Source organism: uncultured Sphingomonas sp. (genome assembly GCF_964250165.1).
Lineage (GTDB): Bacteria > Pseudomonadota > Alphaproteobacteria > Sphingomonadales > Sphingomonadaceae > Sphingomonas.
Genome location: NZ_CAXUEK010000063.1, coordinates 1 through 15859, shown reverse-complemented (window position 1 = coordinate 15859; position 15859 = coordinate 1). Strand labels below are relative to the sequence as shown.

The following is a 15859-nucleotide window of genomic DNA, read 5'->3' as shown; positions in this document are numbered from 1 at the left end:
CGCTACCCTCGATGAAACGACCCATCCGGCGCCTCCATCCGCGCCAGAACACTACCAGATCAGCGGGTTTCCACACAGCCTCGGTGGAGAGCGCTCCGGCGGCTTTCGGCGAGACAGATGGCTATAGCCGACGTCGCGGAGCGCTGCGCCTGTCCCGCAAACGATGGTTGATCGGGAATGAGCCTTGGCGTGCCGGCTGAAGTATGTCGGGAAACCATACAATCGGGGTTGTCGTACACTGTCGCAAAGCGACAGGGTTTGTCGCCTGCTGGCGAAGAGAGCTGGACCCGAAGCCGGCTTTGTCGGCCTGCTGTCGGGAATTATGTGTTTGGCGACAGGGCGTGGAACGCAGGAATGCTAAAACCGAGCGGCCGGCAGTCTCCTAACCGCAGGCATTCTCTTTGCAAACTAGTCTCGTCTACGTAATACCTAAGTTAGCATATCAATGCTTCACGCCGCGGGCAAACCAGATGCTCGGCTTGCGGTCGCATCGCACCAGTCTAGCTAGCTTAGTTCGATCCTTTACTTCTAACTCGACCGCACTAACGCGACGGAACTTGATTTTCGTTATCGTGCGTTTGTCTGAAGCTGAACCGCCGTCACCTGGGTTGATTGTAAGCTCAAAAAGCCGATCCTTTTTAATCCACCAGCGACCATAGTCTCCAACCGCAATGCCGACCCAGTAGCCTCTAGCGCTATACGCAACTTGATCCGTCCCGATTTTGCAGTCGTTCGTACGCGGCCCGGCGTTTGCGCTTCTGAAATCCCAAGTGCCTACCATCCAGGCGGGGTGTCCATGGTGAGATGCCTCTGCTGCGACCTTAATGGGCAGACTGCTGATCAAAGTTGATGCGACAAGTAATCGGATCAAGGTACTCAGCGGCATATCGCTATTCTCGAGAGAAATAATTGCTAACGTTTTAAAACAACGCCCTGCTTACCCTTCAGCGGTTGGACATACGGCGGACTCGGCCTTTGTCACTAACACGACAAACGAGTGATCCCCGCCATTCCCACAAACGAACCTGCAACTAGACAGCCGGTGCCACGGCGCGAAGGCACCCGGATAGCAGGTTCAGTTTTCCCAAAACCTGTTCCCGATTGCTCTTTCCCAAAATTGCCGCTCGAAGATGGAGAAACGGGAAAGGCTCGCACTGGACGAACGGCCGCTTTCAGTAGCTCGTATCGCTCGCCGGAGCGCGCATGTTTGGGCGAAAGCCGCCGCTCGCCGCCAGCCGCCGCCGCCTGCTCACGCCGCCAGCGCCGCCGCCTCCGTCGCTTCGATCCAGCCGCCGCCGAGCATCCGCTCGCCCGCATAGAGCACCGCCGCCTGACCCGGCGCGACGCCGTATTCCGGGTGATCGAACACCACACGGTCGCCCGCCAGCCGCGCCGGCGCGGGCTTGGCCATCGAGCGCACCTTGGCGGTGAGCGGGCCCGACCGGTCGCCGCCGATCCAGTTCAGCCCGGACAGCCGCGCCGCCGCCACCGCGAGCGCGGCGCGCGGCCCCACCACCACCTCGCGCCGCGCCGGATCGAGCCGGACGACATAAAGCGGCTCGGCCGTCCCGCCGATCTGCAGGCCGCGCCGCTGGCCGACGGTGAAGTGGATCACGCCCGGATGCTCGCCCAGCCGGCGGCCCGCCATGTCCACGATCGCCCCACCGGCCGCCGCATCCGGCCGCAGCTTCGTCACCAGCGTCGCGTAATCGCCGTCGGGCACGAAGCAGATGTCCTGGCTGTCGGGCTTGGCGGCGACCGCCAGGCCCATCTCCGCCGCCAGCGCGCGCACCCGCGCCTTGGGCAGGCCGCCGAGCGGGAAGCGCAGATAGTCGAGCTGCGTCGCGGTGGTGGCGAACAGGAAATAGCTCTGGTCGCGCGCCGGATCGGCGCCGCGGTGCAGTTCCGGCCCCGTCGGCCCCACGACGCGGCGGACGTAATGGCCGGTCGCCAGGCAATCCGCCCCCAGCTCGCGCGCGAGGCCGAGCAGGTCGGTGAACTTCGGCCCGGTGTTGCACTGGACGCACGGGATCGGCGTGCGGCCGGCCATGTATTCGTCGGCGAAGCGCTCCACGACCGCTTCGCGGAAGCGCGTCTCGTGGTCGAACACATAGTGCGCGATGCCGAGCCGGTCGCATACCGCGCGCGCGTCGCGGATGTCGCGCCCGGCGCAGCACGCGCCCGGCCGCGCCGTCGCCTCGCCATGGTCGTAGAGCTGGAGCGTGACGCCGATCACCTCCGCGCCCGTGCGCGCGGCGAGCGCGGCCACCACCGAGCTGTCGACCCCGCCCGACATGGCGACGACGATGCGTCTGGCGCCCGCGCCCAGCTGGAAATCCACCTCGTTCACGCGCCGCCCTTACCCGCTTGCCGGCGACCTGTCGAAGGGCGGCCGATGGCGGCGCTGCGCCGTTAGGGATCGTCAACGACTCCTTGCCCGGCGCTTTACCCGCCCTTCACGCCGGGGCGCCTACGGCCCTGCGTCCGATCGCCACGGCAGGAGCATGTCCGCGTTGAACCTTCAGCTCACCCCCTTCGACCGCGCCCACGAGCTCGTCGTACTGCCGGGCGATCTGGTGGCGCTGATGGCGGCGGTCGCCGGCCGGCAGGCGGCGAGCCCGACCGCGCAGGCGCAGGCGCGCTGGACGGCGGCGGCCGATCCGCTGCTGTTCCGGCCGCTCCACGGCGCCTTCAACGGCCCGATGGCGGCGGTGACGCTGCGGTGGCGCCAGACATGAAGACGTTTTTCACCACGGCGTTTCAGCCGATCTTCAAGCGGGCGGCGTATCGCCCGGCATCGACAGGGATGAGGGGGGCCGCCGGCCCCGAAGGGTTGCTTGCATGATGGAAAACCAGAAGATCCGCCCGGCCAAGGTGATCGGGCCGTTGGGCGAGCCGCTGACGGTCGACAGCCTGCCCCCGCCCGAGACGACGCGCTGGGTGGTCCGCCGCAAGGCGGAGGTGGTGGCGGCCGTCAACGGCGGGCTGCTCTCCGTCGACGAGGTCTGCGAGCGCTACAACCTGACGGTGGAGGAGTTCGCCGGCTGGCAGCGCGCGATCGACCGTTCCGGCATGCCGGGCCTGCGCGTCACCCGCATCCAGCACTATCGCTCGCTCTACGATCGCCAGCACAAATACTGAACCGGCCGCGTCGATCGAAACGCGAGCGGAACATAAATTATCGGTCAGGCGTCTTTCCGCCAGCGCCCGGGAGTCGGGCTTAACGGAGGGAAGCATGATCAATTTCATCGTCTGGCTTATTCTGGGCGGCGTGGTCGGATGGCTGGCCAGCATCGTTATGCGCACGGACGCACAGCAGGGCATGTTCCTGAACATCGTGGTGGGCATCGTCGGCGCGTTCATCAGCGGGCTGATCTTCAACCATGACATGAACAACGGGGACTTCTCGATCGTGGCGCTGTTCGAGGCGTTCGTCGGGGCGGTGATCCTGCTCGCCATCGTCAACCTGGTGCGCCGCGGCAGCGTCCGCTGACGTAGCATGGCAGATCGAAAGGGTCCGCGTCGCAGGACGCGGGCCCTTTTTCATGCACTCAGTTCAGCAGGAAACGGATGGTGAGCGTGACCGTCACGTCCTTCTCCCCCGGTGCGATCTCGGTCGGCGCCGGTGCGGCCGCGGCGGCGACGCGGGCGTAGAAGACCGGCGGCCGCGGCTGGCCCGCATCCTCGCCGGCCTCGGCGATCGAGACCATCCGCACCACCCGCAGCCCGGCCGCGCCGGCATAGAGATCGGCGCGGGCACGCGCGCGCTTCACCGCATCCACCCGCGCCTCGTCCAGCGCCGCGTCGGGCTTGTCGATCGACAGATCGGGCCCGTTGATCTGGTTGGCGCCCGACGCGACCAGCGCGTCGAGGATGGTGCCTGCCCGCACGATGTCCCGGAAGCGCACGGACACGCTGTTGCTCGCCTGATAGCCCGTGACCTGCGGCGCCTGACCGTCCTGGTATCTGTATTGCGGGTTCAGCCCGACATTGGCCGTCGCGATGTCGCGGGCGCCCACGCCCGCCCGCCTGAGCGCGGCGAGCACGCCCGCCATCCGCCGCGCCTGCTCGGCGATCGCGGCGGCGGCGGTCGGCGCGTCGGCCACCACCCCGGCGCGGATCGTCGCCACGTCGGGCACGCGCGTCGTCCGGCCCTGCGCGCTGACCTCGAGCAGCGTTCCCGCCGCCGGCAGGTCGGTCTGCGCCACCGCGACCGCCGGGGTGATGAGCAGCGCCGGCAGCGCCATGATCGATCGCATCGCAGTCTCCTCGCCTGTTGCGCCCTGCCGTCTGCCGCAGCGGCGGGCAACCGCGGCTGAACGGCCCCGCTTGCGCGCGCACCGCCCGCAAGGCATGAGGCGGCCCACAGCCGACCGGCGCGCATCATGGGGCTTGAGCCCGGTGCTATAGCTCGGTAATACAGCCGCCACGGACGGGCCTTGCGGGGCGGCCCCGATCAACAGGACGCGGCATGAACTACGAGTCGGGCAATTACGAACGCGAGCAGCTGGCGCTGCCGGGCGAGGCCGCGGCGCCGCCCGGCCGCGCCCGGCGCGCGGCGGTCGTGGTGGCGATCGTCCTCGTGCTCGGTCTCCTGTTCTTCGTGATGGGGCACAAGAAGCACGGCACGGCGGACGGCGGCCCGGCGCAGGCGCCGTCGGTCACCGTCATCGCGCCCGGCCGCCAGGTGGTCGACCACGCCGTCCAGGCGACCGGCACCCTTGCCGCGCGGCGCGAGATGCCGGTCGGCGTCGCCGGCGAGGGCGGCCGCGTGACGCGGGTGCTGGTCGAGCCCGGCCAGTGGGTCGCCGCCGGCCAGGTGCTCGCCACCGTCGATCGCAGCGTCCAGACCCAGACCGCCGAGAGCCTGGCGGCGCAGATCAAGGTCGCGCAGGCCGACGCGACGCTGGCGCAGTCGGAGCTGGACCGCGCCAAGGCGCTGGTCGCCAACGGCTTCGTCTCCAAGGCCGACATCGAGAGCAAGACCGCCACCCGCGACGCCGCCGCCGCGCGCGTCCGCGTCGCCCAGGCGCAGCTCGCCCAGCAGCGCGCCACCAACGGCCGGCTCGACATCCGCGCGCCCGCCGCGGGCCTGGTGCTGACCCGCCAGGTCGAAGCCGGCCAGATCGTCAGCGCCGGCTCGGGCGTCCTGTTCCGGATCGCCATGGCCGGCGAGCTGGAGATGCGCGCGAGCCTCGCCGAGCAGGATCTGGCGGCGCTCCATGTCGGCGCGCGCGCGACGGTGACGCCGGTCGGCCAGACGCAGAGCTTCGCCGGCCAGATCTGGCAGCTGGCGCCGGTGATCGATCCGGCGACCCGGCAGGGCGTGGCGCGCATCGCGCTCCGCTATGACCCGGCGCTGCGCCCCGGCGGCTTCGCCACCGCGCAGATCGTCGGCGGCGCCAGCACGGTGCCGATGCTGCCCGAATCGGCGGTGCTGAGCGACGCCAGGGGCAATTACGTCTACATCGTCGACGGGGCGAACAAGGCCGCGCGGCGCGACGTGAAGACGGGCCCGGTGACCGACCAGGGCGTGTCGATCACCGGCGGGCTCAGCGGCACCGAGCGCGTGGTGGTCGCCGCCGGCGCCTTCCTGGCGCCCGGCCAGACGGTGAAACCGGTGCTGCAGAAGGCGGGATGACGCGATGAGTTTCCGCAATATCTCCGCCTGGGCGATCCGCAATCCGGTGCCGCCCATCGTGCTGTTCATCGCGCTGACGATCGCCGGGATCATCAGCTTCAACCGCATGGACGTGAACGACCAGCCGGACATCGACTTCCCGATCGCCTATGTCGAGATCAGCCAGCCCGGCGCCGCGCCCAGCGAGCTGGAGACGCAGGTGACCAAGCGCGTCGAGGCGGCCGCGCGCAACGTCCAGGGCGTCGACGAGCTGCGCTCCACGGTGAAGGAGGGCAGCTCGCAGACCGTGCTGCAGCTCAAGATCGGCGCGAACATCGACCGCGCCGTCAACGATCTGCGCGACGCCATCGTCCAGATCCGCTCCAACCTGCCCGACGGCATCCTGGAGCCGCAGATCGGCCGCGTCGACACCACCAACAACGACATCGCCAACTACGCCGCCGTCACCAGCGACATGACGGTGGAACAGCTGAGCTGGTATATCGACGACACCGTCACGAAGGAGCTGCTGTCGATTCCCGGGTTGGCCGGAGTCCAGCGCAACGGCGGGGTCAGCCGCGAGATCCGCGTGACGGTCGATCCCGTCAAGCTGCAGGCGCTGGGGCTGACGGCGCCGCAGGTCAACGCGCAGCTGCGCCTCGTCAACGTCAATTCGACGGGCGGCAAGGCGCAGATCGCCGGCACCGAGCAGTCCGTGCGCGTGCTCGCCAACGCGCAGAACGCCTATGCGCTGGGCCAGACGCTGATCAACACCGGCGTCGGCCGCACGGTCAAGCTCGCCGATATCGCCGACGTGCGCGACGCCTATGCCGAGCAGACCTCGCTCGCGCGGGTCGACGGGCACCAGGTCGTCACCTTCGATTTCCAGCGGTCCAAGGGCGCGTCCGACGTGACGGTGTTCCGCGAGGCGCAGAAGAAGCTCGCGGCGCTCGAGAAGCGCAATCCGCGCGTGCAGTTCCAGCTGCGCAGCACCAGCGTCGACGATACCGAGCAGAATTACGAAGGCGCGATCCACGCGATGATCGAGGGCGCGGTGCTGGCCGTCGTCGTGGTGTTCCTGTTCCTGCGCGACTGGCGGGCGACCGCGATCTCCGCGATCGCCATCCCGCTGTCGGCGATCCCGACCTTCTTCTTCATGGAGCTGATGGGCTTCAGTCTCAACGGCATGACGCTGCTGGCGCTCAGCCTGGTGGCGGGCGTGCTGGTCGACGACGCGATCGTCGAGATCGAGAACATCGTCCGCCACATCCGCATGGGCAAGACCGCCTATCAGGCCTCGATCGACGCCGCCGACGAGATCGGCCTGGCGGTGCTGGCGACCACCATGGCGATCGTGGCGGTGTTCCTGCCGGTCTCGGTGATGCCGGGCATCTCCGGCCAGTTCTTCAAGAACTTCGGGCTCACCGTCGTCGCCGCGGTGCTGATGAGCCTGGCGGTGGCGCGCCTGCTGACGCCGATGGTCGCGGCCTATTTCCTCACCAGCCACGGTGCCGCGCACACCCCCGACGGCAAGGCGATGCGGCTGTACATGCGCGCGCTGCGCTGGTCGGTGGACCTCGGCCGCATGCGCGCGGCGCGGGCGCGCGGCGGCGCGGCGCGGTTCTACGCCCGCCTGCTCGATCACCGCGTCTGGGTGATGGGCATCGCCGCCTGCGCGCTCGTCCTCACCGTCATCGTCTTCGCCACCCTGCCCCAGCAGTTCCAGCCGCCGCAGGATCATGACCGCAGCACCGTCAGCATCCAGCTGCCGCCGGGCTCGACGCTGGAGCGCACCGAGCAGGTGGTCAACCAGGTCGCCGCGCTGATGACGGCGCAGAAGCCGACGGTGACGCACGTCTACGAGCGGAGCTTCATCGGCACCGGCCGCGTCACGGTGACGCTGGCCGACGACCGCAAGATGACGTCCACCGAGTTCGAACGGAAGATGACGCCGCAGCTGGCGTCGATCCCGGACGCGCGCGCCAACTTCCAGAACCAGAATGGCTGGGGCGGCGCGGCGCGCGACCTGTCGCTGACCTTCGGCGGCGACAACCCGACCCTGCTCGCCGCCGCCGCCGACCGCATCGTCGCGCAGATGTCGGGCCTGCGCTCGGTCCGCGCGCCGCGCGTCGAGGGCGGCCTGCAGCAGCCGGAGATCGTCATCAAGCCGCGGCTCGATCTCGCCGCCGATCTCGGCATCACCACGTCCGTGCTCTCGAACGCGATCCGCGTCGCCACGCTGGGCGAGATCGACCAGGGCTCGGCGCGCTTCTCGCTGGCCGACCGGCAGATCCCGATCCGCGTCGCCTTTGCGCAATCCGCGCGCCAGCGCCTCGCCAACATCGAGAACCTCGCGGTGCCGACCCAGACCGGCGGTTCGGTGCCGCTGAAGGTGGTGGCCGACATCAGCTTCGGCTCCGGCCCGACCCAGATCGACCGCATCGCGCAGCAACGTCAGCTGACGATCGGCGCCGACCTGGCGCCCGGCGTCGTCGAGGGCGACGCGCTCAAGCAGATCCACGCGCTGTCGGCGATGAAGGAGCTGCCGATCGGCGTCACCGAGCTGGAGGTCGGCCAGTCCAAGGCGCAGGCCGAGCTGGTCAGCAACATCGTGATCGCCGTGTTCGCAGGCTTCTTCCTGCTCTTCGCGGTGCTGGTGCTGCTCTACCGCCGCTTCCTGCCGCCGTTCGTCAATCTCGGTTCGCTGTTCCTGGCGCCGCTCGGCGCCTGCCTCGCGCTCAAGATCTGCGGGATGGCGGTATCGCTGCCGGTCTATATCGGCCTGCTGATGCTGCTCGGCATCGTCGCCAAGAACTCGATCCTGCTCGTCGACTTCGCGCTGGAGGAGATGAGCAAGGGCGTGCGCCGCTTCGACGCGATCCTCGACGCCGGCCACAAGCGCGCCCAGCCGATCGTGATGACCACGGTCGCGATGGTCGCGGGCATGTTGCCGACCGCGCTCAACGTCGGTGGCGGCGACAGCTTCCGTGCGCCGATGAGCGTGACGGTGATCGGCGGGCTGATCCTGTCGACGCTGCTGACGCTGCTGATCGTGCCCTCCTCGTTCAGCCTGGCGCTGGGCGTCGAGCAGTGGATCGGCCGCAAGCTCGGCCATCGCCTGCTCACCTACCGGCCCGGCGACGAGGGCGGCCCGCTGATCGAGGGCGGTCCCGCCCGGCCGGCGCTGGGCGCGGCGCCCGGCCGGCTCGGCTACGGTCCCGACGCGACGCCGGCGGAGTGAAGCGCACGTAGCAAGCCCTCTCCCTGCAGGGGAGAGGGACAGGCCGCGCAGCGGCGAGGGCGTGACGGGCGAGCGGGCGTCGCACGGCAGGCCCTCTCCCTGTGGCCAGCGGCGGCTGTCCCCCTCCTCGCCGGGGAGCGACAAAGAGGAGCGCTTGAACTTCACCGCCTGTCGCTCATTGTCTCCGGCATGAGCCCCCTCCCCCGCGCCGGTTTCGATGTCGCGCCGGCGGGGCTCGTGCGGATGCGGCTGGTCGCGACCGGCCTGCTGGTGGGAATGGCGGCGCTGTTCCTCGCCGCCCGCGCGCTTGTCCCGCTCCACCCCGCCTGGGGTTTCGTGCGCGCCTTCGCGGAAGCCGGCATGGTCGGCGGCATGGCGGACTGGTTCGCCGTCACCGCGCTGTTCCGCCACCCGCTCGGCCTGCCCATCCCCCACACCGCGATCGTGCCGCGCAACAAGATCCGCATCGGCGACCAGCTGGCGCAGTTCCTGCGCGAGAACTTCCTCGTCACCCACGTCATCGCGCGGCGGATGCAGCGGCTCGACGTCGCCGGCGCGATCGCGCGCTGGCTGACCGATCCGCCCGAAGGGGCGGGCGGCCGCTTCCGCGCCGGCGCATCCAAGCTGGTGGCGCAGGCGCTCGACGCGCTCGATCCGCAGCGGTTCGGCGGCCTCGTCCAGGCGGCAGTCGCCAACCGGCTGCGCGAGACCGAGGTCGCCCCCGTGCTGGGCCAGCTGCTCAAGGCGGCGATGGCCGAGGGCCGGCACCAGCCGCTGATCGATGCCGCGATCCGCTGGGCGTCGAGCGCGCTTGCCGACAACGACCACCTCATCCGTCAGCTCGTCCATGACAAGGCGGGCACGATCCTGCGCTGGACGGGGCTGGACGAGACGGTCGCCAACAAGCTGATCGACGGCCTGTCCGGCCTGCTCGCCGACATGGGCACCGACCCCGAGCACCCCCTGCGCCGCCGCGCCGAGAACGGCCTCGACCAGCTCGCCTGGGACCTGCGCTTCGACCCGGCCATGGCCGCCCGGGTGGAGCAGGTGAAGGCGGAGCTGATCGCCAATCCCGCCATGCAGCGCTGGCTCGAGGGCCTGTGGGAGCAGGCGCGCGCCGGCCTGCTCGCCATCGCCCGCGATCCGGAGCGGGCGATGGCCGGCCGGCTCGGCGACGTGCTGCGGCAGATCGGCGAGACGCTGCGCGACGACCGTCGGCTCGCCTGCGCGATCAACCGCTTCGTGCGCCGCGCGGCGGTGGGCGCGGCGACCGATTACGGCGACGGCATCGTCCGGCTGGTGTCGGAGACGGTGCGGAGCTGGGACACCCAGACGATCACGCGGCGGCTGGAGAATGCGGTGGGCAAGGACCTGCAATATATCCGCGTCAACGGCACGCTGGTCGGCGGCATGGTCGGGCTCGTCATCCACGCCGTCGACGTCGCGCTCGGCTGATCCTCGCCCGCCCCCGCTTCGCTGCGCTTGCCCGCGGCGCGCAATTCGCCCAAGGGGAGCGCCGATGCGCGCGATGGCGGACTTCAGCGAGGACCGGGCCAGCGGCGGTGCGCTGCGCTTTTCGGGCGATCTGTCGCTGGCGCGGCTGGGCAATCTGGCCGAGCGGCTCGATCGGGTCGAGGGCGCCGTCACCCGCATCGACATGAGCAAGGTCGAGCGGATCGACACGGTCGGCGCCTGGGTGGTCCACCGCTTCGCCGAACGCCACCATGCCGCGGTCGAAGGGCTGGACCCCGACGACCAGTATTTGTTCGATCAGGTCGTCGCGGCCGAACAGCCGGTGGCGACACCGGTGCGGCAGCAGAACGGCCTGGTGCACCTCGTCGCCGAGGTCGGCGACGCGACGGTGAAGGCGGGCCACACCTTCATCGGCCTGCTCGGATTCCTGGGCGCGACGACGCTCGCCTTCGGGGCGATCCTGCGCCACCCTTCGCGCTTCCGCTACAACGCCACCGTCCAGCGCTTCGAGGTGGTGGGCGTGACGGCGCTCGGCATCATCGGGCTGATGAGCTTCCTGATCGGCATGGTGATCGCGCAACAGGGCGCGGTGCAGCTCGCCCAGTTCGGGGCCGAGGTTTTCACCATCAACCTCGTCGGCCGCCTCACCTTCCGCGAGATGGGCGTGCTGATGACGGCGATCATGGTCGCGGGCCGCTCGGGCTCCGCCTTCGCCGCGCAGCTCGGCACGATGAAGCTCACGGAGGAGATCGATGCGATGCGCACCATCGGCGTCTCGCCGATGGAGGCGCTGGTGGTGCCGCGCGTGCTCGCGGCGATCCTGATGATGCCGCTGCTCGGCTTCTATGCCTCGATCGTGGCGCTGATCGGCGGCGGACTGCTGGTGTGGAGCAATCTCGGCATCCCGCCCGCCACCTATATCCAGCGCATCCGCGAGGTGGTGCCGATCACCGATCTCTATATCGGCCTCATCAAGGCCCCCGTGTTCGGCGCGATTATCGCGGTCGCGGGCTGCTTCCAGGGAATGCTGGTGGAGGCGGACGCCGAGCAGGTCGGCAGCCGGACCACCTCGGCGGTGGTGCAGGCGATCTTCATGGTGATCGTGCTCGACGCGTTCTTCGCGGTCTTCTTTACCTGGGTGGGCTGGAACTGATGCCGCGGCGGCGCGACGATACGGTCATCCAGGTCCGCGGCCTGCGCAGCGGCTTCGGCGAACAGCTGGTGCATGACGGCGTCGATCTGGACGTGCGACGCGGCGAGATCCTGGGCGTGGTCGGCGGCTCGGGCACCGGCAAGTCGGTGCTGATGCGCTCGATCATCGGCCTGCAGACCCCGCTCGCGGGCGAGATCACCGTCTTCGGCGAGCCCACCATCGGCCGCGAGGAGACCGAGGCGGTCGACATCCGCAAGCGCTGGGGCGTGCTGTTCCAGGGCGGCGCCTTGTTCTCGACGCTCACCGTCGCCGAGAATGTCGAGGTGCCGCTGCGCGAATTCTACCGCGAGCTGGACGAGGCGCTGCTCGCCGAGATCGCGGCCTACAAGGTGGTGATGACCGGCCTGCCCGCCGACGCCGGCCCGAAATTTCCCGCTGAGCTGTCGGGCGGCATGAAGAAGCGCGCAGGCCTCGCGCGCGCACTGGCGCTCGATCCCGAACTGCTGTTCCTCGACGAACCGACCGCGGGGCTGGACCCGATCGGCGCGGCGGCGTTCGACGGGCTGATCCAGGGCCTGCAGAAGACGCTGGGGCTGACCGTCTTCCTCATCACTCACGACCTCGACACGCTCTACGCGATCTGCGACCGCGTGGCGGTGCTTGCGGACAAGAAGGTGATCGCGGTCGGTACGATCGACGAGCTGCTCGCGACCGATCACCCCTGGATCCAGGAATATTTCCGCGGGCCGCGCGGTCGTGCGGCGGTGGCGAGCGTCGCGGCGCACGCCGCCAAGACCGGCAGCGCCGACGCCGAGGCGAAACGGCACCCGACCGAGATCCGCGACGAACAGGACCGCGATGCGGGCGTCAGCTCGGACAGAATGAGGGCACACTGATGGAAACCCGCTCCAACCACGTCCTGGTCGGCGCCGTGGTGCTGATCCTGCTGCTGGTGCTGGCGCTGTTCACCGTCTGGCTGGCGCGGCTCGGCACCAACACCGACAAGGAGTTCGACATCTTCTTCAAGCAGGCGGTGGACGGCGTCGCCAAGGGCTCCGCCGTCACCTATTCGGGCGTGCCGTCGGGCCAGGTGAAGGAAATCGAGCTGTGGAAGCCCGATCCGCAATTCGTCCGCGTCCGCGTCGCGATCAATCCCAAGACGCCGATCCTGCAGGGCACCTTCGCCACCGTTCTGGGCAGCTTCACCGGCACCAGTACCGTGTCGCTGGACGGCGGCATCGCCGGCCGGCCGGAGATCGGCTGCGCCAGTGAGGAACCCGGCCCCGGCTGCCGCATGGGCAAGCCTGAAATCCCGCCCAAGGCCGGCGGCATCGGCGCGCTGCTCGCATCGGCACCGAAGCTGCTGGAGAACCTGTCCACCCTCACCGACCGGCTGACCGTGCTGCTCGGCGACAAGAACCAGCAGTCGATCGCGGGCATCCTCGCCAACACCAATCGGCTGAGCGGCGCGCTCGCCGATCGCGGGCCGGAGATCGCCGCGACGCTGGCGCAGACCCGTGTCGCGATCCAGCAGGCGGGCGACGCCAGCCAGAAGATCGGCGACCTGGCGGCGACCACCAACGGCGTGCTCGCGCAGGATGTGAAGCCGGCGATGCAGAACCTGAACCAGGCGATCGGCTCGGCCAAGAAGGCTGCAGACTCGCTCAACGACGTGATCGTCGCGGCGAAGCCGGGGCTGACCACCTTTTCCAAGCAGACCATCCCCGAGGCGAACCAGCTCGTCCACGACCTGCGCGTGTCGACCCAGGCACTGTCCTCGATCGCCGAGAAGGTCGATCAGCGCGGCGCCGGCGCACTGGTCGGCTCGTCGCGGCTCCCTGACTACAAGGGCAAGTGAGACCATGAAGCACGCCCCTGCTAAGCCAGTAAACGCGCTCCTCGCGCTCACGCTCGCCGCCGCGCTGTCCGGCTGCATCAGCTTCGGCCCCAAGCCGCCGCCGTCGCTGCTGACGCTGCAGGCCGCGGCGAGCCCGGCCGTCGGCACGTCGCAGAGCTCGGCCGAGCAGCGCTCGATCGTGGTGCTGGTGCCGACCGTCCCTGCCGCGCTCGCGACCCAGCGCGTCCCGGTGCAGGCGACGCCGACCACGCTCGCCTATATCAAGGAGGCGCAATGGGCCGAGCCCCCTGCCCGGCTGTTCGCACGCCTGATCGCCGACACCGTTACCGCGCGCGCCGGCATGGTGGTGCTCTCCGGCGTTCAGTCGCTGAGCGACCCGAGCGCGACACTCGGCGGCGAGCTGCGCATGTTCGGGGCGGACGCGGTCGCGAACAGCGCGGTCGTCACCTATGACGCGACGCTGATCCGCCCCAACCAGACGCGCGTCGAGAAACGCCGCTTCGAAGCGCGCGTGCCGGTCGCCGCGATCAACGCGGCGACGGTGGGACCCGCACTCAACGACGCGGCCAACCAGGTTGCCACGCAGGTCGCGGATTGGGTGAAACAGCCCTGATCCTCGCCAGCTGGGTGCCTGATGCGCCAGCGCCGAGCATCTCGACGCTGATCGACCGTAGTTTAGCTGCCTCCCCGGCGAGGGCCCAGGCCGAGCTGCGAGTAGTCGGATTTGGGGGCAACGGGCCTCAATCGGGGAGGATCGGTAAGCTCGGCGCTTCAGACCGGCTCCTTCCGAGAACGCCGGCTCACGGCGCTTTGCGCACGGCCAGCGGCACGTCGCACACGCTCGCGCCGCCCAGCCCCACTGTCGGTGGCTCGGGATGCGCGCGCCGGGCGATCGCGGCGGCGAACCGCGGGTTGTCGGCGGCGCGATATTGATAGTGCGGCCGCTCCGCCGCAGGAATGTCGCTGGCGAGGCGCGCGGTCACGATCGGCCATTCCTCCTCCTTTCCCGCATACATTCCCATCGGCGCGTCGCTGCGCGGCAGCGCGGAAAGCCACTGCATCCCCGCCACGATCCGCCCGACCACGGTGTAGTTGCGGTCCAGCCGCCGCGCCGACTGGCCGATCGGCGTGAACAGCTCCGCCCCCGAGCCGGTGGACGGTAGCGCGTCGCGCGCGACGCCGACCATGCCGTAGCAGTGAGTCAGCCAGGCATGCTGGCCGTCGCTCGCCACCGGCCAGCCGTCGGCGGTGATGCCCGACGCGGTCGCGTAGCTATCGGGTCTGCCCATGCGCTGCGCGGGCGCGAAGCCGGCGATCTCGAACTCGGCCGCGGGCCGATCGGTGACGCCCGCGGGCAGCGGCTTCTGCTCGGTCCGGTCGCCCCATTGCGCCACCCAATTCTCCTGGACGCGGTAGACGCTGAGCTCGTCCCACCAATGCGCCAGCGCCAGGCGCCGGACATTGGCGACGTGGTCGGGTGCGTAGCGGGCCGCCAGCCGGATCACGACGCGGCGATCGCCACGCAATGTCATCACCAGCAGCTCGTCGTCGGGGATCGCCCGCCAGTCGGCTTCGATCGGATCGGCGGGCGACGGCGGCGCGGCGGCGATCTGGGCGAGCGCGAGGAGCAGCGGAAGCATGATCCGACGCTGCCTGACCCGCCCCGCCTGCGCAACCGCCTTGCGGCCCCGCGCGCGAGCGGCTAGCCACGCCGATCCCAGGCGCAAGGGAAGCGGAGCGGTGGCCGAGTGGTCGAAGGCGCTCGCCTGGAAAGTGAGTATACGGCAAAACCGTATCGAGGGTTCGAATCCCTCCCGCTCCGCCACTTAGTCGCAAGTATTCGAACATTCGACTTTCCCCAGAATTCGGCGCGAATTCGCGCCTTATCATTTCCCTTCGATACTGCAGAGAGTCAGAAGTGAAAATGGGAATACGGTTGTGAGGGCGACTTTCTCCGCCGGGTAGCCGGGCAGTACGGAATCGGAAATGATGCATTTCCGTATCAAAGATTCGGAAGCATCGCCGGTCCGCCACCTAGTCTGCCTTGCGTTCCGAACTGTCGGTCAGCATCGCTGAAACGGCGCGTTTCCGCGCGGCAACGCGTTCTGATCGATACTGGAGAGGAGGATAGCCGCGTACAGCAGTGCCATCTCAGGACCCCATTCTCCGCCGACCCTGTGCCCAGTACCGTTCTGGCAAACGCGCCGACGGAGGCGCGGTGACGATCCCTGATCTTCGCTGCCTTGCTTGGAATGGTCGCTTTCCAGGGGGTCTGCCCGAGAAAGCGGCGTGGTGACGGACACTTAGGTCACGGTTTCGCTGCTCGCGGATCAGTGATCTTTTTCCCGTATTTTAGGGACGTTTTTGCCTCCGAACAGCGGAACGAGACCCGCGGCGATTTTGCGCGCAGATGTTCGAAGCGACCGCAGAGGGGGGCCTAGCGCAGGCCGAAAATTTCTGCTGTAGGGATGATTTAATCATTTGAGCCATAGCATGATGCTGGCGAGTTTGACG

At 69.1% G+C, this 15859-nt stretch carries 13 protein-coding genes and 1 tRNA gene; 11 read left to right on the top strand and 3 right to left on the bottom strand.

The window, feature by feature from the left end:
* Window positions 1-1249 precede the first annotated feature (1249 nt).
* Window positions 1250-2350 (bottom strand): tRNA 2-thiouridine(34) synthase MnmA, encoded by a 1101-nt coding sequence (gene mnmA / locus ACFE64_RS12065; protein ID WP_375392710.1) that lies wholly within the window; start codon window positions 2348-2350, stop codon window positions 1250-1252.
* A 163-nt stretch (window positions 2351-2513) separates the two neighbouring features.
* On the opposite strand from mnmA, the gene ACFE64_RS12060 reads away from it, so the two are divergent.
* The 3 genes from ACFE64_RS12060 (at window position 2514) to ACFE64_RS12050 (ending at window position 3493) form a co-directional block, all read left to right on the top strand.
* Complete coding sequence (locus tag ACFE64_RS12060) at window positions 2514-2738, top strand: hypothetical protein (protein ID WP_375392709.1); 225 nt, start codon at window positions 2514-2516, stop codon at window positions 2736-2738.
* A gap of 103 nt (window positions 2739-2841) precedes the next feature.
* Window positions 2842-3141: a DUF1153 domain-containing protein gene (locus ACFE64_RS12055; RefSeq protein ID WP_375392708.1), complete on the top strand. Its 300-nt coding sequence runs from the start codon at window positions 2842-2844 to the stop codon at window positions 3139-3141.
* A gap of 97 nt (window positions 3142-3238) precedes the next feature.
* Window positions 3239-3493, top strand: coding sequence for a GlsB/YeaQ/YmgE family stress response membrane protein (locus ACFE64_RS12050; protein ID WP_375392711.1), 255 nt, complete (start codon window positions 3239-3241; stop codon window positions 3491-3493).
* 58 nt (window positions 3494-3551) lie between these two features.
* Here the strand turns inward: ACFE64_RS12050 and ACFE64_RS12045 are convergent, their stop codons facing one another.
* A complete protein-coding gene (locus ACFE64_RS12045; RefSeq protein ID WP_375392707.1) occupies window positions 3552-4259 on the bottom strand; it encodes an SIMPL domain-containing protein in 708 nt (235 codons plus the stop codon).
* A 212-nt stretch (window positions 4260-4471) separates the two neighbouring features.
* Between ACFE64_RS12045 and ACFE64_RS12040 the strand changes: the two genes are divergently transcribed.
* From ACFE64_RS12040 to ACFE64_RS12010, 7 genes are all read left to right on the top strand, one after another.
* Window positions 4472-5641 (top strand): efflux RND transporter periplasmic adaptor subunit, encoded by a 1170-nt coding sequence (locus ACFE64_RS12040; protein ID WP_375392706.1) that lies wholly within the window; start codon window positions 4472-4474, stop codon window positions 5639-5641.
* A gap of 4 nt (window positions 5642-5645) precedes the next feature.
* Window positions 5646-8861, top strand: coding sequence for an efflux RND transporter permease subunit (locus tag ACFE64_RS12035; protein WP_375392705.1), 3216 nt, complete (start codon window positions 5646-5648; stop codon window positions 8859-8861).
* 189 nt (window positions 8862-9050) lie between these two features.
* On the top strand, window positions 9051-10316 hold the full coding sequence (locus ACFE64_RS12030) for a DUF445 domain-containing protein (RefSeq protein ID WP_375392704.1): 1266 nt from the start codon (window positions 9051-9053) through the stop codon (window positions 10314-10316).
* Window positions 10317-10380: 64 nt separating this feature from the next.
* Window positions 10381-11487 (top strand): ABC transporter permease, encoded by a 1107-nt coding sequence (locus ACFE64_RS12025; RefSeq protein ID WP_375392703.1) that lies wholly within the window; start codon window positions 10381-10383, stop codon window positions 11485-11487.
* Window positions 11487-12383, top strand: coding sequence for an ABC transporter ATP-binding protein (locus ACFE64_RS12020; protein WP_375392702.1), 897 nt, complete (start codon window positions 11487-11489; stop codon window positions 12381-12383). The genes ACFE64_RS12025 and ACFE64_RS12020 overlap by 1 nt, the downstream gene beginning before the upstream one ends.
* On the top strand, window positions 12383-13345 hold the full coding sequence (locus ACFE64_RS12015; protein WP_375392701.1) for an MlaD family protein: 963 nt from the start codon (window positions 12383-12385) through the stop codon (window positions 13343-13345). Before ACFE64_RS12020 ends, ACFE64_RS12015 begins: the two co-directional genes overlap by 1 nt.
* Before the next feature lie 4 nt (window positions 13346-13349).
* Entirely contained in the window at window positions 13350-13958 is a 609-nt protein-coding gene (locus ACFE64_RS12010; protein WP_375392700.1) for an ABC-type transport auxiliary lipoprotein family protein, read from the top strand.
* Window positions 13959-14145: 187 nt separating this feature from the next.
* On the opposite strand, the gene ACFE64_RS12005 is transcribed toward ACFE64_RS12010, so the two are convergent.
* Window positions 14146-14985, bottom strand: coding sequence for a peptidylprolyl isomerase (locus tag ACFE64_RS12005; RefSeq protein WP_375392699.1), 840 nt, complete (start codon window positions 14983-14985; stop codon window positions 14146-14148).
* Between the two features lie 94 nt (window positions 14986-15079).
* Between ACFE64_RS12005 and ACFE64_RS12000 the strand changes: the two genes are divergently transcribed.
* Window positions 15080-15170 (top strand) — tRNA-Ser (locus ACFE64_RS12000).
* Window positions 15171-15859: the final 689 nt, after the last annotated feature.